Source organism: Streptomyces sp. Wb2n-11 (assembly GCF_001049855.1).
Classification (GTDB): domain Bacteria; phylum Actinomycetota; class Actinomycetes; order Streptomycetales; family Streptomycetaceae; genus Streptomyces; species Streptomyces altiplanensis.
This window is the reverse complement of the sequence record NZ_CVPB01000001.1, coordinates 436,576-454,138: the sequence shown is the minus strand read 5'-3', so window position 1 is coordinate 454,138 and position 17,563 is coordinate 436,576. Positions and strand designations below refer to the sequence as shown.

At 71.5% G+C, this 17,563-nt stretch carries 15 protein-coding genes and 5 pseudogenes; 6 read left to right on the top strand and 14 right to left on the bottom strand.

Annotated elements, in window-relative coordinates:
• Positions 1–40: 40 nt before the first annotated feature.
• The 3 genes from BN1555_RS01860 to BN1555_RS01850 all read right to left on the bottom strand — a co-directional run bounded on the left by BN1555_RS01860 (position 41) and on the right by BN1555_RS01850 (position 3,322).
• A complete protein-coding gene (locus BN1555_RS01860) occupies positions 41–1,285 on the bottom strand; it encodes a cation:proton antiporter (protein ID WP_093797261.1) in 1,245 nt (414 codons plus the stop codon).
• A gap of 6 nt (positions 1,286–1,291) precedes the next feature.
• Positions 1,292–1,777 carry a cation:proton antiporter regulatory subunit gene (locus BN1555_RS01855; RefSeq protein WP_093797259.1) on the bottom strand — a complete coding sequence of 162 codons (486 nt, stop codon included), beginning with the start codon at positions 1,775–1,777 and terminating at the stop codon, positions 1,292–1,294.
• A gap of 327 nt (positions 1,778–2,104) precedes the next feature.
• Positions 2,105–3,322 (bottom strand): MFS transporter, encoded by a 1,218-nt coding sequence (locus BN1555_RS01850; protein ID WP_093797257.1) that lies wholly within the window; start codon positions 3,320–3,322, stop codon positions 2,105–2,107.
• A 75-nt stretch (positions 3,323–3,397) separates the two neighbouring features.
• On the opposite strand from BN1555_RS01850, the gene BN1555_RS01845 reads away from it, so the two are divergent.
• Both BN1555_RS01845 and BN1555_RS01840 read left to right on the top strand, forming a co-directional pair.
• Entirely contained in the window at positions 3,398–3,976 is a 579-nt protein-coding gene (locus BN1555_RS01845; protein WP_093803107.1) for a sugar O-acetyltransferase, read from the top strand.
• A 26-nt stretch (positions 3,977–4,002) separates the two neighbouring features.
• Positions 4,003–4,560, top strand: a complete 558-nt coding sequence (locus tag BN1555_RS01840) for a TetR/AcrR family transcriptional regulator (protein ID WP_093797255.1) — start codon at positions 4,003–4,005, stop codon at positions 4,558–4,560.
• Positions 4,561–4,664: 104 nt separating this feature from the next.
• Here BN1555_RS01840 and BN1555_RS41495 read toward each other — a convergent pair whose 3' ends face one another.
• Both BN1555_RS41495 and BN1555_RS41490 read right to left on the bottom strand, forming a co-directional pair.
• Positions 4,665–4,985: an ABC transporter ATP-binding protein gene (locus tag BN1555_RS41495; protein WP_176709878.1), complete on the bottom strand. Its 321-nt coding sequence runs from the start codon at positions 4,983–4,985 to the stop codon at positions 4,665–4,667.
• A 57-nt stretch (positions 4,986–5,042) separates the two neighbouring features.
• Positions 5,043–5,291: pseudogene (locus tag BN1555_RS41490) on the bottom strand (ABC transporter ATP-binding protein); the annotation flags it as partial.
• Positions 5,292–5,342: 51 nt separating this feature from the next.
• Here BN1555_RS41490 and BN1555_RS01830 point away from each other — a divergent pair.
• A pseudogene (locus tag BN1555_RS01830) lies at positions 5,343–7,175 on the top strand (family 20 glycosylhydrolase); the annotation flags it as partial.
• 274 nt (positions 7,176–7,449) lie between these two features.
• On the opposite strand, the gene BN1555_RS01825 reads toward BN1555_RS01830, so the two are convergent.
• Entirely contained in the window at positions 7,450–7,623 is a 174-nt protein-coding gene (locus BN1555_RS01825) for a CsbD family protein (protein WP_093797253.1), read from the bottom strand.
• 238 nt (positions 7,624–7,861) lie between these two features.
• Here BN1555_RS01825 and BN1555_RS01820 point away from each other — a divergent pair, with 238 nt between their 5' ends.
• The 3 genes and pseudogenes from BN1555_RS01820 to BN1555_RS41480 all read left to right on the top strand — a co-directional run.
• Entirely contained in the window at positions 7,862–8,131 is a 270-nt protein-coding gene (locus tag BN1555_RS01820; protein WP_093797251.1) for a GlsB/YeaQ/YmgE family stress response membrane protein, read from the top strand.
• 166 nt (positions 8,132–8,297) lie between these two features.
• Positions 8,298–8,942: pseudogene (locus tag BN1555_RS41485) on the top strand (condensation domain-containing protein); the annotation flags it as partial.
• 49 nt (positions 8,943–8,991) lie between these two features.
• Positions 8,992–9,669, top strand: a pseudogene (locus BN1555_RS41480) (condensation domain-containing protein); the annotation flags it as partial.
• A 198-nt stretch (positions 9,670–9,867) separates the two neighbouring features.
• Here BN1555_RS41480 and BN1555_RS01805 read toward each other — a convergent pair.
• The 8 genes and pseudogenes from BN1555_RS01805 to BN1555_RS01770 all read right to left on the bottom strand — a co-directional run bounded on the left by BN1555_RS01805 (position 9,868) and on the right by BN1555_RS01770 (position 17,294).
• Entirely contained in the window at positions 9,868–10,749 is an 882-nt protein-coding gene (locus BN1555_RS01805) for an oxygenase MpaB family protein (protein ID WP_093797249.1), read from the bottom strand.
• Between the two features lie 112 nt (positions 10,750–10,861).
• Positions 10,862–11,491 carry a histidine phosphatase family protein gene (locus tag BN1555_RS01800; RefSeq protein WP_093797247.1) on the bottom strand — a complete coding sequence of 210 codons (630 nt, stop codon included), beginning with the start codon at positions 11,489–11,491 and terminating at the stop codon, positions 10,862–10,864.
• A 479-nt stretch (positions 11,492–11,970) separates the two neighbouring features.
• Complete coding sequence (locus BN1555_RS01795; protein ID WP_255306349.1) at positions 11,971–13,104, bottom strand: cytochrome P450 family protein; 1,134 nt, start codon at positions 13,102–13,104, stop codon at positions 11,971–11,973.
• A complete protein-coding gene (locus BN1555_RS01790; RefSeq protein WP_255305826.1) occupies positions 13,086–14,528 on the bottom strand; it encodes a cytochrome P450 in 1,443 nt (480 codons plus the stop codon). Before BN1555_RS01790 ends, BN1555_RS01795 begins: the two co-directional genes overlap by 19 nt.
• Positions 14,525–15,124 (bottom strand): GTP-binding protein, encoded by a 600-nt coding sequence (locus tag BN1555_RS01785; protein ID WP_093797243.1) that lies wholly within the window; start codon positions 15,122–15,124, stop codon positions 14,525–14,527. The genes BN1555_RS01790 and BN1555_RS01785 overlap by 4 nt, the downstream gene beginning before the upstream one ends.
• On the bottom strand, positions 15,102–15,461 hold the full coding sequence (locus BN1555_RS01780; RefSeq protein ID WP_093797241.1) for a DUF742 domain-containing protein: 360 nt from the start codon (positions 15,459–15,461) through the stop codon (positions 15,102–15,104). Before BN1555_RS01780 ends, BN1555_RS01785 begins: the two co-directional genes overlap by 23 nt.
• Positions 15,458–15,891 (bottom strand): annotated as a pseudogene (locus BN1555_RS01775) (roadblock/LC7 domain-containing protein). Before BN1555_RS01775 ends, BN1555_RS01780 begins: the two are co-directional and overlap by 4 nt.
• On the bottom strand, positions 15,888–17,294 hold the full coding sequence (locus BN1555_RS01770) for an ATP-binding protein (protein WP_093797239.1): 1,407 nt from the start codon (positions 17,292–17,294) through the stop codon (positions 15,888–15,890). The pseudogene BN1555_RS01775 and the gene BN1555_RS01770 overlap by 4 nt, the downstream one beginning before the upstream one ends.
• Positions 17,295–17,563: the final 269 nt, after the last annotated feature.

The window sequence follows — 17,563 nt, the reverse complement described above, 5'->3', positions numbered from 1 at the left end:
ACGCACGCCGTGCCGCTGCGCGCCGCCCCGGCGTCCTCGGTCACGCGCGGCCGGCCGGGTCCTGGTCCTGGACCGCCTCCGGGGACCTCGTCGGCAACGGCACCCCGGACAGGCGGGGCTTTTCCGGGGTGCGGCGACGGGTGACCCAGCCTGCCAGGGGTTCGGTGTAGCGGGCGGTGAGCGGACCGATCACGACCAGGATGAGGACGTAGGCGGTGGCCAGCGGTCCCATGGCGGGCTCGATCCCGGCGGTCACCGCGAGGCCGGCGATGACGATGGAGAACTCACCGCGGGCGACCAGCGTGCCGCCCGCGCGCCAGCGCCCCTTGGCCCCGACGCCGGCCCGCTTCGCCGCCCAGTAACCGGTGGCGATCTTCGTGCACGCGGTCACCACCGCGAGCGCGAGCGCGGGCAGCAGCACCGGCGGGATGCTCGCGGGGTCGGTGTGCAGGCCGAAGAAGACGAAGAACACCGCCGCGAACAGGTCCCGCAGCGGACTCAGCAGCGTATGGGCGCCTTCGGCGACCTCGCCGGACAGGGCGATGCCCACCAGGAACGCACCGACCGCGGCCGACACCTGGAGCTGCTGCGCGATCCCGGCGACCAGCAGGGTCAGGCCGAGGACGACCAGCAGCAGCTTCTCCGGGTCGTCGCTGGAGACGAAGCGCGAGATCAGCCGGCCGTAGCGGACGGCGACGAACAGCACCGCGCCGGCGACGCCCAGGGCGATGGCCAGCGTCACGCTGCCGGCGGCCAGGCTCACCCCGGCCAGCAGGGCGGTGATGATGGGCAGGTACACGGCCATGGCCAGGTCTTCGAGGACCAGGATGCTGAGGATCACCGGGGTCTCGCGGTTGCCGAGCCGGCCCAGGTCTCCCATCACCTTGGCGATGACGCCGGACGAGGAGATCCAGGTGACTCCGGCCAGCACGACCGCGGCGACCGGGCCCCAGCCCATCAGCAGCGCGGCCAGGGCGCCGGGTACGGCGTTGAGGGCGAAGTCGACCAGCCCGGCGGAGTACTGGGTCTTGAGGTTGGAGACGAGGTCGCTGGCGGTGTACTCCAGCCCGAGCATCAGCAGCAGGAGGATGACGCCGATCTCGGCGCCGATCGCGACGAACTCCTCACTCGCGCCGAGCGGAACGAAGCCGCCGGTGCCGAAGGCGAGTCCGGCCAGCAGGTAGAGAGGTATGGGGGAGAAGTGAAAGCGGCCCGCGACCCGGCCCAGCAGGCCCAGGCCCAGGATGATCGCGCCGAACTCGATCAGGAAGACTGCGGAGTGCACAGGCGATCACTCCCGTCCCAGTATCGCGGCGGCCGCGTCGACGCCCTCGCGGGTGCCGATCACGATGAGGGTGTCCCCGCCGGCGAGGCGGAAGTCCGGAGCGGGTGAGGGGCGTGCCTCCGCACGGCGCAGGACCGCCACCACCGATACACCGGTCTCGGTGCGCATCCGGGTCTCACCCAGCACCCGGCCGTTCCAGTGGGAGTGCGCGGACAGCTCGATCCGCTCGGCGACCAGGCCCAGGTCGGTGGTGTGCAGCAGGTTCGGGCTGTGATGGGCCGGCGTCAACGCGTCGATCAGCGACGCCGTCTCCGCACCCGTCAGATGCAGAGACTGTGCACACGCATCCGGATCGTCGGCCCGGTAGACGTTCACCGTCCGGGTGCCGTCCCGGTGCGCTATCACCGACAGGTGGCAGTGTTCGCGGGTGGTGAGGTCGTACTGGACCCCGATTCCGGGCAGCGGTGTCGTACGCATCCGTGGAGCAGGCACAGCCCATTCCCCCTCTGTCTGTTCGTTCTTCGCAATGGTGGTGCGTCGCGCGGCGGGACCGGACAGGCGACCGAGCGCGGCGAAGGCTCATGTTGCCAGGTGCGAACAGAACCGGAATACGGGTGTCGGCACGGATGGACGGGAGGTGCCGCGCGCAACCGGGCTGTGACGGGGCGGTGCGCCCAGGAGCCCATGGCCCGCCGGTCCGCTGCCGGCACGCCGTGTCGATGGACGGCACCGGCACCACGCGTCCCACGCTTGCCTGCCGGACGGCTTCTCCGGTGCCGGCTTCAGCCGGACTCCGGGGTCACGGATTCCCGGCAGGTTTCACGGCCGGGCACGTTCGCGCGGCTTCTCCGGGCACCGGTCCGGGGTGCCGAGCGCTCCGGCGAGCGCGGTGGCGGCGATCAGCAGGGCGAGGACGACGGTCATCGTGAGCCGGAGGCCGATGTGGTCGGCGAGGAACCCCAGGGCGGGCGGGCCGACGAGGAAGGCGACGTAGCCCGCGGTGGCGACGGCGCCGACCCGTGCCGCCGCGTCGTGCGGATGGTCGCCCGCCGCGGAGAGGGTGACCGGGAACCCGAGCGAGGCGCCCAGCCCCCACAGCACGGTGGCTCCCCCCGCCACGAGCGGACTGGGCGAGACGATCACCAGCAGCAGCCCGGCCGCGGCGGTCACCGCGCCGAACCGCACGACACGGACCCGGCCGAAGCGTTCCAGGAGAGGGCCACCGGCGAACCGGCCGAGCGTCATCGACGAGGCGAAGGCCAGGAAGGTCAGCGAACCGGCGGTGGCGCTCACGTGGTAGCCGTCGACCATGAGCAGGGGCAGCCAGTCGTTGGCGGCTCCTTCCGCGAAGGCCATGGCCAGGACGATCACTCCGATGAACACCAGCCGCCGGTCCCGCCACACCCGTATCTGCCCGCGCAGGCCGCCGTGTCCGGGCGTATCGCCCACGGTGTCGGCCGCTTCCCTCCCCACGCCGTGCGGAAGGGACAGCACGGCCCGGACGCCGGCGGCGGCGACGAGCACCGCGACGGCCGACAGGTGCGGGCCGACGGGGAACCGCGCCGCGGTCAGCCCCATGCCCAGCAGCGCCCCGGCCACCGTGCCCAGGCTGAAGCAGCCGTGCAGTACCGGCAGGACGGGGCGGCCGGCGATGCTCTCGACGGCCGCGCCCTCGATGTTGGACGCGACCTCGGCCAGCCCCATTCCGGAACCGAAGAGAGCCAGCCCGCAGAAGACGCCGCTCGCCAGCGACAGACTCGTGCCGACGGCGGTGACCAGGAGACCGGTGACGATCAGCGCCGCACCCGCGCCGATCGTCACTTTGCACCCGTAACGGCGCACCAGGGGACCGGAGGCCGTGACCCCGGCCATCGAACCGGTGGAGAGCCCGAACAGCACCAGCCCCATCGTGCCGGTGGACGCGTCCAGCACGTCCCGGACCGCGGGGGTGCGGGCCACCCAGGAGGCCATGCCGGTGCCGGCGGCCAGCATGAAGAGGAACAGGCCGGCACGCCGGCGGCGGGTGGCGGAATCCATGGCGTCGGGGCCTCGGCAGACGAATAGGGGACCAGGAGCGTACGATCGTACGCCTTGGAGTGTACGATCGTACGCATGACGGACCACTTCGCGGGAGACCCCCGCACCAACCAGGAGCGGATGCTCGCCGGAGACCTCTACATCGCCGACGACCCCGACATCGCCGAGGCCCAGCAGCGCGCCGTGCGCCTGACCTCCCGGTACCAGGCGGCGTACGCCGAGGACGCCGACGCCGCCCGGCCCGTCCTCACCGAGCTCCTCGGCGGTCTCGGCGCCGGCGCCCACATCCGGCCGCCGCTCTTCGTCGACTACGGCACGTACATCACGGTCGGCGAGGACACGTTCATCAACTACAGCCTCACCGCTCTGGACGTGGCCCCCATCACCATCGGCCGCGACTGCCAGATCGGCCCGAACGTGCAGCTGCTCACCCCCACCCACCCCGTGGATCCGGAACCGCGCCGGGACAAGCTGGAGGCGGCCGAGCCGATCGTGATCGGCGACAATGTCTGGCTCGGCGGCGGGGCGATCGTCCTGGCCGGGGTGACCATCGGGGACAACAGCGTCATCGGCGCCGGAGCCGTCGTCACCAGGGACGTACCCGCCAATGTGGTCGCTGTGGGCAATCCGGCCCGGGTGATCCGTTCGATCTAGTACAGGTTCCAGTGGAGGAGCACACCGTGGCGACCGGACAGAACGACCCCGAGCGGCGGGAGCGCATCATCACCGCCGCGCTCGACCTGATCGCCGAAGAAGGGGTCGCCGGCACCTCGCACCGCAAGGTCGCCGCCCGCGCCGGAGTACCGCTCGGATCGATGACGTACCACTTCGGCAGCATGGACGAGCTGCTGCGCGAGGCGTTCACCCGCTTCTCCAGCAGCATCGTCGCCGTCTTCGAGGAGCGTCTCGGGGCCGCCACGACACCCAACGAGGCCCGTGAGGCGATCGCCGACCTGGTCCACCACCTGTCCAGCGGCAACCAGCGCGAACTGGTGCTCACCCACGAGCTGTACACCCTCGCCGCCCGCAAACCCGCCTACCGCGAGCTGACCCGGGAATGGATGAGCCGCAGCCGCCGTGCCCTGAGGTGGCACTTCGACCCGGCGACGGCCCGTCAGCTCGACGCGCTCATCGAGGGCCTGTCCATCCACCGTGCCCTGGAGACCGAACCCCACGACCGGGCCCTCACCCTGGAAGCGATCACCCGCATCACGCAGGGCGGCGGCGCGGCCGCCTGACCCCCTGAAGCCCCTGGCCGGCACCCCACCTGACCGAGGTGCCGGCCAGGTTCTCCCCGTACCGGCCTTGTACCGGCCCGGCGCCGGCCGGATGCGCGTGTCACTCACCCGTCTCCAGCGGCTGAACGGTCCTCCCGGCCGAGGCGTTGCGCGATCTCCCCGCGACGGCGCTGCTCGGCGATGTCCGCCACGGGTGCGGAGAGCATCAGAGCCCGGGTGCAGGGGTGCCGCGGCCCGGTCGTGACCGTGCGGGCGTCGCCCGTCTCGACGATGTTCCCGTGGCGGATCACCGCCACCCGGTGGCTCATGAAACGTACGACCGACAGGTCGTGCGTGACGAAGAGGTAGGAGACACCGGTCTCCTCCTGGATCTCCAGGAGGAGGTCGAGGACGGTCCGCTGAGTGGTGAGGTCGAGCGCGGACACCGGCTCGTCGCAGATGACGAGCCGGGGCCGCAGGGCCAGCGCGCGGGCGATGGCGACGCGTTGGCGCTGGTCGCCGGAGAACTCGCGGGGCAGGCGGGCCGCGGCGTCGGAGGGAAGGCGGACGCGGGCGAGCAGGTCGCCGACCCTGCCGCGTGCCTCCCTGGCGCTGACGCCGTGGCCGAGCAGGGGTTCGGCCAGGGTGTCCCCGATGGTGAGGGAGGGGTTCAGGGAGGTGTAGGGATCCTGGAAGATGACCTGGAGGTCGCGGTTCAGCCCGCGGCGGCGGGCGACGCCCGCCTGATCGATGCGTTCTCCGGCGAAGGTGACGGTTCCCGACCGGACCGGTACGAGACCGAGGTCCTGAAGAACGACTCGGAGCTGCTGCCCCTCGACCCCGCCTCCGGCACGGTGGCGGTCATCGGCGAACTGGCCCGCACCCCGCGCTACCAGGGAGCGGGCAGCTCCCAGGTGACACCGACCCGACTCGACATCCCTCTGGACAGCCTGCGCGAGCTCGCCGACGGAGCCCGCGTGGACTTCGCCGCGGGCTACGCGCTCCCGGACACCACGCCGGCGGACCCGGAAGAGGCGCTGGCCGACGAAGCCGTACGGCTCGCGTCCGCGAGCGACACCGTGGTGCTGTTCCTCGGGCTCGCGGCCCAGGACGAGTCGGAGGGCTTCGACCGCGACCCCATCGACCTGCCGGCCGTACAACTGCGCCTGCTGGAGCGGGTCCGGGCCGCCAATCCACGGGTGTGCGTGGTGCTCTCCAACGGTGGTGTGGTGCGGACCGCCCCCTGGCAGGCGGCGGTGCCCGCCCTGGTCGAGGGCTGGCTGCTCGGCCAGGCCGGCGGGGGCGCGCTCGCCCGGGTGCTGTTCGGGGCGGTCACCGAGCACGGCATCACCTGCCGGGCCGCCACCGCCGAGGGCGTGTTCCGCGCCGCCACCACGGCGGTCCAGCTGATCACGGCATCCGCTGCCCGGCTCTCCTGCCAGGAGCTGGCGGACGCCCCGCACTACGCGTGGCGCGGCCTGATGATCGACCCGGCGCGCGGTTGGCTCACTCCGGACGAAGTGCGTCGCGTCGTCGACCTCGCGTCGCTCTGCAAACTGAACGTGCTGCACCTGCACCTGACGGACAACGAGGGCTGGCGGCTGCAATTGCCGGCCACTCCCGAGCTGACCGCGGCCGGGGAGGACGGCACGCCGCGGGAGTTCTACACCACCGAGGACTACCGCGCCCTCCAGGAGTACGCGGCCGAGCGCTTCGTGACCGTCGTCCCCGAGATCGACCTGCCGGGCCACTGCGCCGCCCTGCGCGAGGCCCTGCCGGGACTGCCGGCCGCATCCGCGCCGGAGGGTCTGGCGGGGCGTTTCCCGTTCGTACCTCCACTCGACCTCGCCGACCCGGCCACACGGGACACCGTCGCCTCGGTCCTCGCCGACGTGTGCCGGCTGACCGCCGGCCCCTTCGTGCACATCGGCGGGGACGAGACCGTCGGGACGACCGAGGACAGCTTCATCCTGGCGATACGCGAACTGCGCGTCCTCGTACGGGCGTCGGGCAAGCGGCCACTGGCCTGGCAGGAGTCCTCGCGCGCCGGGATCACCCAGGAGGACATCGCCCAGTTCTGGGTGGACGTACCGATGATGGACCTGCCCGACACGGAGGAGGAACTCGCCCGCCGGCCCGAGCTGCTCGCGGCCGGTCACACCCCCGAACTCATCAGGGCCCTCAAGACGTTCTTCGCCCCCGCCTGCCATGACGTCGTCCGCATCGTCGACGGGGGCGGACGCGTCCTGCTGTCCCCGCAGTCCCACCTCCACCTGGACCGCCCCTATGCCCCAGACGTGATGCCACCCGGCCGGGCCGCGAACGCCACCCACCTGGGGTTCGCCACCTACCGGCCCCGCGGTGTCCGTCACACCGCCGCGTGGGAGCCGGCCTCCCACGGAATCTCCGAGGCGCGGATCGCCGGAATCGAGGCGACGCTCTTCGGCGAGTCGGTCGAAGGGCTCGACGACCTGACCACGCTGCTGCTGCCACGCCTTGCGTCCGTCGCGGAGACCGCGTGGACCGGCCGGGCACCGGAATGGAAGGACCACCGGGACCACGTCGCCCGCCACGGCCGGCTCTGGCGGGAGCGGGGACTGGCCTATCCGGCCTCCACGGAAACCCTCTGGCCGTGACCGGGGAGCAGCCCTCCGGCCTCCTGTGACCGTAGGCGCCCGGCACCACCTGCCGGTGGGCGGGCTCGCCCCGCCTCACCTCGGTGCCCGGGACCCATGCCCAGCTCCGCCGGCACCGGCACCGGCTCGGCCTCCCCGACGACAGCGTTTTCCTCACGGGAAGACCGCCGATGTCTTGCTGTCCCATTCCGGATTCCGCAAGTGGAAAGGGGGGTGGGCCGCAACCACACGTTGCGGCCCACCCCCCTGTAACGGCATCGGCCCGGGAGGGAACTCAGTGCTTGAAGGCGTCCTTGGCGTGCTCGCCGGCCTGCTTCACGTCGCTCTTGGCCTGCTCTGCCTTGCCCTCGCCCTGGAGACGCTCGTTGCCGACGGCCTTGCCCGCGGTTTCCTTGGCCTGGCCCTTGAGCTTGTCGGCGGTGTTCTCAGCCTTGTCAGCAGCACTCATCACGCTCTCCTCACATTGCGGTTCTGACAATCCGGTGCCCCGCGTCAGCGCTGTTATGCGCGTTCGGAACATAGTTCGGCACATAACCGGGCCACCGGGCTGCCGCGGGCCGAACTCCGCCGGAACCGGTGCGCGCGAACGATTGTTTGTCACCGTCGGACGGGGGCAAACGGAAATTCACAACCTGATGCCGCGGCCGTAACCGAGGCCGTGGTCCTGATTTTTGGAGTGCGTACGCATGGGAATCATTTCCTGGATCATCCTGGGTCTGCTGGCCGGTGCGATCGCGAAGTTCCTGCTGCCCGGCCGCGACCCGGGCGGCATCCTCATCACCATGATTCTCGGTGTCCTGGGCGCGCTGCTGGGCGGCTTCCTCGCCCAGGCACTCTTCGACGTCGACCCGATGGACGGTTTCTTCGAGATCTCCTCCTGGCTGTCGGCGATCATCGGCTCGCTCATCCTGCTCGTGATCTACCGGGCGGTCGCGGGCAAGCGTCACCACGCCTGACCACAGCACCGAACCGAACCCGCAGCGGGCACCGGAATTCCTTCCGGTGCCCGCTGGGCTGTACCTCCCCGTGGTTCCCCGGTGGGATCCGGCCTGCGGAGACCGGGGCGCCCTGCTCAGGGAGACCGAAGCCGTGTTCCCGGTGGCCGGGACGCCCGTACCACTGATGCTGCCCGTGCCTGTCAGCGCAGAAATGGCCATTCGAGTGCCCCGTGAGTGTGCGAGCCGGACCGGTTCGGCCTCCGAGGTGCAAGGTGCCGGCGGAACGGCTCATCTGTCGTTTCCCGTATCCGGAACCGGGCGACGCCGCGGACGCCGGCGAGGAGCGGCTGCCGTTGCTGCCCGCGCAGGAGGGCCTGTGGTTCGTCGAAGGCGGACGGCCCAGCGCCCACAACGTGTCCTTCGCCCTGGACCTCGGGGGCCCCTGGACCGGTCACGCCTGTCGGGGGCGCTGCGGGAGCTGGTAGGCCGTCATGCCGCTCTGCCGTGCCGGGTGGTGGCGGAGTCCGGCATCCCCGTCCAGCTCGTCGCCCCGTCGGTGACCCCGTACCTCACCGAGGTCGGCATTGCCGCCGGACCTGCCGCCGGGGCCGAGGACGAGACGCTGGACCGGTGGATCACGGCGGAACAGGAGAAGCCGTTCCGGCTCGACGAGGGGCCGCTGTTCCGCGTGACGCTCCTCCGGCTGGCCGAGCGGCGGCACGTACTCCTCTTCGTGATGCACCACATCGTCTCGGACGGCGCGTCCTGCGACCTTCCGGCGCGCGACCTCGGCGTCCTGTACGAGGCCGGCGCCGACGCGGCTTCCGTGCCCGCTCCGAGCCTGGGTTACGCGCAGTACATAGAGCAGGAGCGCGAGCGTGCCGCCGGGAGGCGCGCAACGGGCACCGGAGTACTGGACCGAGGAATTCCGTTCACCCCCCGAGCCGTTGCGGCTCCCGTTCGTGCGGACACCGCCTCCCGCCCGCGACCGCCGAGCGGTCACCCGCCGCCAGGACCTGCCGGCGCACCTCGTCACGCTGCTGAGGCAGCCCGCCCAGGACCACTCCACGACGGTGTTCGTGACCCTGGCGGCGGGCGCGTTCGCGCTGCTGCACCGCTACACCTCGGAAACAGATCTCGTCCTGGGCGTACCGCTGTCCAGCCGTCTGGCACCGGGTACCGACGAGGTCGCCGGTCTCCTGGTGAACACGATGCCGGTACGGGCGCGCGTCACCACCGGAACGTCCTTCGGCGAACTGGTCCAGCAGGTACGCGGGAAGCTCCTGAAGTCCCTGCGCAACCAGGGCACCTCCTTCGGCCGGCCGGTGCGCGAGCTGAACCCGCCGCGGGCCACGGATCGCCATCCGTTGTTCCAGATGGTGGTCAACCACTGGGAACACCGCCCCGGAGGCACCGTGTCGGGCGGCCTCACCATGGACCGCCGTCCGCTGCCCAACCCCACGGCGGCCTTCGACGTCATGCTCAGCTTCGTCGAAGAGGCAGGTGCCGTACGCGCGTACTTCGAGTACGACAGCGACCTCTTCGAGGCGACGGCGGTCGAGCGGATGGCGGCGCACCTGGTGCGGCTGCCGGAGTCCGCGGCCCGGCCCCCTCGCCGAGGTCGGCGCCGTCCTGGCGGCCCGGCTGGAGGAGCTCGCTTCCGGGACCGCACCGGCTGCCGGAGGGCACCGCACGAGGCCGTGACGTCCATGCGGCCGGGGACGGCCCCCGGCCGCCCCGGGCACGGGCGCGGGTCAGTCGCCGGACGCGGTGGGCGGGGGAGGCGCCATGGCCCAGCGGATCGTCCCGGTCAGCGCGTGGCCGGTCCACCGTACGCAGTGCCGCTCGATCCGGGGCAGGTGCGGCAGGCCGAGCGGCTCGCGGGCCCAGGGCGGCAGCGCCGCGACGGCATTGGCCGCGAGAACGGCGTAGGGGGCGCGGGCGGCCCGCGGCAGGGGCGGGTGGAGCAGGATGAAACGCGCGGCCTCGCGCGCCTCCCGGGTGGCACGCAGCTCACTCCGGTAGGCGTCCGTCTGTTCCGCCAGCCCGGCCCGGTCGCGCGGTGGGTCGGGTACACCCAGCGCGGCGGCCACGCGCGCCGTGTCGGCGATGTACGCGTCGCACCCGTCGCCGTCGAGGGGGCGCGCCCCGTACACCTGGTGCGCGTACAGGAAGCTGCCGACCTCGGCGACGTGCACCCAGGACAGCAGGTGGGGGTCGGCGGCGTGATAGCTCTCGCCGGCCGCGGTGGTCCCCCTCACCCGCTCGTGCACGGCCCGGACCCGGTCGACCGCCTCCTGGGCGTCCTCGGCGGTGCCGTACGTCGTCACGGCGAGGAACGTGCTGGTGCGCTGGAGCCGTCCCCACGGGTCGCCCCGGTACCCGGAGTGGGCCGCCACGGCGGCCATGGCCAACGGGTGCAGTGACTGGAGCAGCAGGGCCCGGAGGCCGCCGATGAACATCGAGGCGTCGCCGTGGACGATCCGTATCGCACTGTCCGGACCGAACCAGCGAGGCCCCGGCGTGCCGTGGATACGGGCCCGCGTCCGGGCACCGGAAGGCCCCGCGACCCGGGTGAACAGGCTCTCGCCGAGTCGCTCGCGCAGGCGGAAGACGGCTGGTGCGTGCACGTCCATACGTTCATTGTCCGCCCGGCCCGCGCCCCGTGGAGCCCCTGTCGTCCGCCGTGCCCGCCCCCGTCCGTGCGGGCGCAGACGAGGGCTCGGACAGGGGCGTGCCGCAACCTGGTCACGAGTCGAGGTGGCGGGTGTCACCCAGGCTGACGACCTGGCGGTTGTGGAAGGAGCCGTCTTCGCGCAGCGTGGTGATGCTGCCGGAAGGCGCCCGGAAACAGGCATGGCCGACCGACTCGACCGGCATCCTGATCCAGGCCGCCACGACGAGCGCCGGAGAGCCGCCGTGCGTCACGATGATCTGGTGTTCGCACGAGCGCCGCAGGACCTCCTCCAGGGCGGCGTAGACGCGCTGCGCCCACGCCGCCCTGGTCTCGGCACCCTCCACGCCCTCGTCGTGTTCCAGCCGCTCCCCGACAGCCGGCGGCGGGACGAACCGCCGGTCCAGCCACTCCTGCGGTCCTCCCTCCGCCTCTCCGTAGGACTTCTCCCGCAGTCTGCGATCCAGGACCGGCTTCACGCCGAACAGCACGGCTGCCTCCTCGGCCGTCCGCCGGGCGCGCCGCAGATCCGAGGAGAACAGCTCCACCTCTGTGCCGTCAGGGATCCGGGCCCGCTGCGCCCGGGCCACGGAGGCCGCCGCGCGCCTGCCGGCGGACGTGAGCCGAGAAGCGTGCCACCCGCCGACCACCCCCTCGACGTGGTGCGTCGCCTCCGGGTGAGTGATGACGTAAACGCTGCGCATCAGCGTGCTCCTTCCGCGTAGACGGAGATGCTCGCCGGGCGAGACGCCGCCTGCGGGGACGCCCGGTGAGCCGGCTGGCCGGGTCCGTACGCCGCAGGCGGTGCCGGCCTGGCTGCGGGCGGCCGGCCACAGCCGTGTGAGGGCCTCGCCGTTCGCGCTGTCGGCAGTGGTGTGCGGCGGCCCGGTGACGGGCTGTGCGGATGGGGACCGCGACCAGGACCGCCAGGTCGTCCGCGCAGCGCGTGGTCCGCAGGGGTCCGGCTCGGTCGAGCCGGACCCCTGCGGTTCCAGGACATGGGCGGGGGCGAGCAGGGCGAGGCGGGCGTTGCCGTCCGGGAAGAAGGGAAAACGTGACGTCCGGGTAGGCCCTGGCCGCGCGGGAGGCTGAAGGGACGTCCGGGTCCCGCCGGCCCTCGGTGGGAGGAGGGCCGCTTCGTACGCCGTCCCTCCTCCACGGTCCTGTGCCACCTGCGGAGAGATCAGCCCGTCGGCTGTGTCCCGCCGGACAGGCGGGCGGGCAGGCTGCGGTGGCCGTTGGAGATGAACGACTCCACGGGCCGCAGACCGGACGCCGGGACGGCCGGCTTCAGGTCCGGGAAGCGCTCGAAGAGGGCGGGCAGGGCGATCGCGGCCTCCATCCGGGCCAACGGCGCTCCGAGGCAGAAGTGGACGCCGTGTCCGAACGCGAGGTGTTCTTTGTTCATCCGGGTGACGTCGAAGCGGTCCGCGTCCTCGCCGTGGAGCGCGGGGTTGCGCCCGGCGGCGGCGTAGGCGGCGAGGATCGCGTCGCCCTTCCTGATGGTCACCCCCGTGGTCTCGATGTCCTCCACGGCGTAGCGCAGGGGAAGATTCGCCACCGGCGCCTGGACGCGCAGGGTTTCCTCGATCACGTCGTTCCAGGAGGCCCTGCCCGTCCGGACCAGTTCGAGCTGGTCCGGACGGGTCAGCAGGGCGTGGATCGCGTTGTCCAGCAGGTTGACCGTGGTCTCGTGCCCGGCGCTGATCACCAGGAGCAGGGTGTCGACCAGTTCCGCTTCCGTGAGTCGCGTGCCGTCCTCCTCCCGGGCCGCGATCAGGACGCTGGTCATGTCGTCGCCCGGCTCCCGCCGCTTGAGCGCGACGAGGTCGGACAGGACGGTGTGCATGCCCTGGAAGGTGGCCGCGACCTCCTCGGGGGCGGCAGCGGTGTTGAAGATGCTGTCCACCAGGCGGCGCAGTTCCTTGCGCGTGCCCTCGTCGTTCACACCGAACAGTTCGCAGATCACCTGGATGGGGATCGGGTAGCAGTACTCCTCACGCAGGTCCACCACCTGCCCCTGAGGGGTGGCGGCGAGACCGTCGAGCAGATCGGCGGTCATACGCTCGATACGCGGGCGCAGGGTCTCCGTGGCGCGCGCGGAGAACGCCGTGGAGACGAGCTTGCGCAGGCGCCTGTGGTCGCTTCCGTAGGCGGTGAACATGTTCGTCACGGCGACCCACGTGAACAACGGCCACTCCGGGGTGATCTCCCCGTTGATCCACGCGGGCCAGTGCCGGCGGGGGTCCTTGGACACGCGGGCGTCGGTGAGCAGTTCCTTGAGGAGCGCGTGGTCACTTACTGCCCACGCCACCACCTGGCCAGGGAGTTCCACCAGCGCTGCCGGCCCCCGTTCCCGTACGCGGGCTCCCTCTCCGTGGATGTCTGCGCCGGAGACGTCGATGACGAGGGGGCGGGGTTCGTGTTCCATGTACTGGCTCCAGAGGGTTCGTCCGTAGCGACCGGCACGGTGATGGGAGGGAAACGCACAGGCAGAGCGACCAGAGCCCGGTGGAAGGGACCCTGTCGCCATTCCAACCGGCCTACCCCGACCGCCAGTTCGGTATCCGGGAGCCGGTCGAGGAGTTTCTCCACGGCAACGGCGGCGATCAGCCGGGCAGGGGACTTCGCCGGGCAGGTGTGCGCGCCGGCGCTCCACGCCAGGTGCGCGCGGTTGCCGCCGCGCCGGTCGCCCGCCAGGGCGGGGTCGGTGTTCGCGGCGGCCAGGCTGACCAGGATGGGCTCGCCCTCGCGCAGCAGGGTTCCGTCGAGCTCCAGGTCGTGGAGCGGGTAGTGGACGGCGTAGTTCGCCATCGGCGGGTCCGTCCACAGCACCTCGTCGAGCGCGTCCTCGACGGGCAGGCTGCCCCCCGCGAGATCGCCGCCGAACCGGTCGTCGGACAGCAGCAGCCGCAGACCGTTGCAGATGAGGTTCTGCTGGGGCTCGGTGCCCGCGCCCATGAGGACCACGAGCTGGTGCATCATCTCCTCGTCGGTGAGCCGCGCGGGATGGGCCATCAGCCAGGAGGTCACATCCGCCCCGGGCCGCTCCCGCTTGAGAGCCACCAGCTCGGCCACGCCCTCGGCGAGGACCGCGTTGGCCTTCTCGGAGTCGGCGTTGGCATCGAAGATTCCCGACATGCCCTCGACCAGCTTGTCCCCGGTCTCCGGCGGGCAGCCGAAGAGCTGGTTGAAGACGAGCAGCGGCAGGATCGCCCCGTACTCGCCGAGAAGATCGGCCCGCCCCTTGGGGCCGAACCGGTCGATGAGGGTGTCGGCGCCGTGCTCGACGTAACCGCGCAGCGCGTTCGGGTCCACGCGGCTCAGACTGTCGGTGATCGCACCGCGCAGCCGCGCGTGCTCGTCACCGTCGGTCCACAGGGCGTTCGGCCGGTACATCATCATCGGAACGACGGGGCTGTCCGCGGGGACCGTCCCGTCCGCGAGGCCCCGCCACCGGCGCGGGTCCTTGGAGAACCGCTCCGGGCTGCGCAGCACCTCGAGAGCGGTCTCGTAGCCGGTGACGAGGGACGCGTGGACGCCGGGGGCTATCTCCACCGGCGCGATGGAGCCGTACCTACGCAGCCGTGCGTAGACCGCGGCCGGATCGGCGGCGAACTCCGGCCCGTACAGGGACTCGGCCGTACGAAGGGCCGGGCCGGCCGGGCCTTCCCTGTGTCCGGCGTGTGCCGGACAGCCGGGTGGCGGTACCGCGTCCGAGCCGGGCTGGAGGGTGGTCATCGAAGCTCCTGGGAGGTACGGGTCTGGAGGTACGCGACAAGGGAGATCAGCGCCTCGGTGGAGGACGCGGTGCTGCGTGCGTCGCAGAGCACGAGGGGGGTTTCCGGGAGGAGGTCGAGTGCTTCGCGTATCTCCGCTTCGGGAAACACCGGTGCGTCGTCGAACTGGTTGACGGCGACCGCGTACGGCATGCCGTGCTCCTCCAGCAGGCCCATGATGTCGAAGGACTGGTCGAGCCGCCGGGTGTCCGCCAGCACCAGAGCTCCCAGCGCCCCGTTCAGCATGTCCTCCCAGAGCTTGGTGAAGCGCTTCTGGCCGGGAGCGCCGAACAGGTACAGCACCAGTCGCTCGCTGAGCGTGAGACGGCCGAAGTCCATGGCCACGGTGGTCGTCGTCTTGTCCGGGCTCCCGGCCAGGTCGTCGATCAGTTCACTGGCCTGCGTCATGGTCTCTTCGGTACGCAGCGGCCGGATCTCGGACAGGGTGCCGACGAACGTGGTCTTGCCGACCGCGAAGTGACCCACGACCAGAATTTTGACCGCGGTTCTGACCGTGTCCGGGACGTAGACCTGGTCAGAGCCGGGCGCGGAGTCCATCAAGCACCTCCTGGAGAAGCTGGTCGTCGGGGAGCTGAGCCCTGGGGACGGGGGGCCGGGCGGTGATGTGACCGCTGTCGATCAGATCGCTGAGCAGGACCTTGGTGACGCTGATCGCCAGTGCCAGGTGCCCTGCCACTTCGGCGACCGACAGCGCTCCTCCTCGGCAGAGCTCCATGACGCGGCGCTTCTCCGGACTCAGGCCACTGAGCGGCAGGCTGCCCACGGCCACCACGAGCGTCACCAGGTCGAGCGTGTTGCGGGTCGGGTGGGCGCGGCCGTCCGTCACGACATAGGGGCGCACCAGGCCCCGTTCGCGCCTGTGGGGTGGGCTCATGCCGGACGGCTGATGCCCGGCCGGGCAGGTACGGCGTCCTGCCGGGGCGGACTGGTCAGTTCCTTGCCCAGCCGGTCGACGAGCTTGTGCATGCCGTAGGTGACCGCCTCCATGTCCACGTTCTGGGTGGCGGAGACGGCCAGGTAGGCCCCGGCGCCGGCGGCTACCAGGAAGACGTACCCGTCGACGAATTCGACCAGTGTCTGCTGCCAGGGGGAGGACTCCTCGGCACAGAACTCGGCGGTGCTGCGGCTGATCGACTGGAGACCGGACAGTGCGGCGGCCTGCCGCTCCGCCTCGTCGCGCCCGATCCCCTGGGAGTGCGCCCGGAGCATGCCGTCCGCGGACAGCAGGATCGCATGGCGGGCTTCGGGACCCTGAGGACCTCGTCGAGCATCCAGCCCAGTTCGTTGGCCATGTGGTCGTTCATTCCTGCGTGTTCCCTTCGTCGTCTTGAGAGGCGGCACGCCCGAAGCGGGTGCCGCGGGCGAACGCACCCATGCGGAACGCGGTCTCGGCGGCCGGGCGGACCGGGGTGTGCCCGTCGCCGGACGGTGTGGCGGACGCCTGCTGTCCCACTGCCTGGTCCTGGGCGGACCGGCGCCGGCGCTTGGGGAGGCCGCCTGCCGTGGAGGTCCGAGGGGCATCTGCGGCTGCGGAAGGCAGTGCCTGCTCCGCGGGCGCCGGAGCCGCGGGCGCGGACTCCGCACGGCTCGGCAGGGCCTGCGGGGCATCGGAGGTGGAGCCGGACCGGGAGGCCGCGGCCGGGGTGATCGGGGCGGACGGTGTCACGGGGACCTGCTCTGCCTCCTGCGCGACCGCCGCCTTGGCGGTGCGTACGCGATTGAGGAGTGCGTGGGGGAGGAACACCACGGCGCGTACGCCCCCGTAGGGCGACCGGGTGTCGACCGAGACGGTGAACCCGTACCGGGCGGCCAGCACCCCAATGGCGGCGAAGCCGAACTGGGGCGGATCGCCGAGCCGGTTGATGTCGATGTCCTGGCGGCCCGTCAGGCGCCGGCCCGCTTCCTCGGTCTCGCGTGCGTCCATGCCGACTCCGGCATCGTCGATGACCACACAGACGCCGTTGTGCGCGGGCTGGATACTGACCTCGACCTTGGTGTTGGGCTGCGAGTGCCGCGCCGCGTTGTCCAGCAGTTCGGCGACCGCGAGCACCACTGGCTCGACCGCCCGGCTCACCACTTCCATGTCGACCCGCGAATGGATCTCGACGCGCCGGTAGTCCCGGATCCGGGACGTCGCGCCGCGTACGACGTCGATCAGCGGTGAGGCGACCCGCTGCCGGCCCGGCCACGACCCACAGAGTACGGCGATGGCCTGGGCCCTCCGGCCGAACTGTGAATTCGCATGGTCGATCTCCAGCAGGTCCTGGAGCACCTCCGGACTGTCGTGCCGGTCCTGCATGTCCGAGATCGACAGCTGCTGTTCGTTCGCCAGGGCCTGGAGCGCGCGCATCGCCGCCTTGAGCGTCGCTCTCGCCGACTGGTCGGCCCGGGACCGTGCCGTGTCGGCGACTCCGGTGAACAGTTCCTCGATCCGCTGCAGGCTCTGTCCGTACGCCGTCGGACCCAGTTGCGGGTCGAGCAGACCGGGCACGGGTACGGGCTGATGAGGAGCCTCCGCCAACACGGGAAGACGGACCTCGACCAGATGCCGGGCCTCCTCGTCACGAGCGCGCAGGTCGGCTTCCAGCGCCGTCAGGCGTCGGCGCAGGGAGGCGGTGAGCCGGCGTTGGCGTACCAGCAGGACCAAGCCCGCGAGCACGATGGCCGCGAGGCACCAGATCACCGCCTCCAGTATGTGTTGTGTCATCAGTTCCTCATGAACGGGGGGCGAGGCGAAGCAGGGCAGCAGTGCGAGGTGAGCGGGAGAAAGCACCCGGGGGTTCCACCGGACTCCGGCGGAGAGCAATCCGGAAATCGGCCCACTGATGGGGTGATGTCCGAACTCCCGTGTCCACCAGGGACGTTGGAATGGCTGATCATCCTAGGTATGGCAGGCGGCTTCAAGTTGCTGAGACAGGACGAGCCATATCGGCCGCTCGCTGCCGGGCTTTCCCAAGGAGGAGGGCCGGGGAGCAC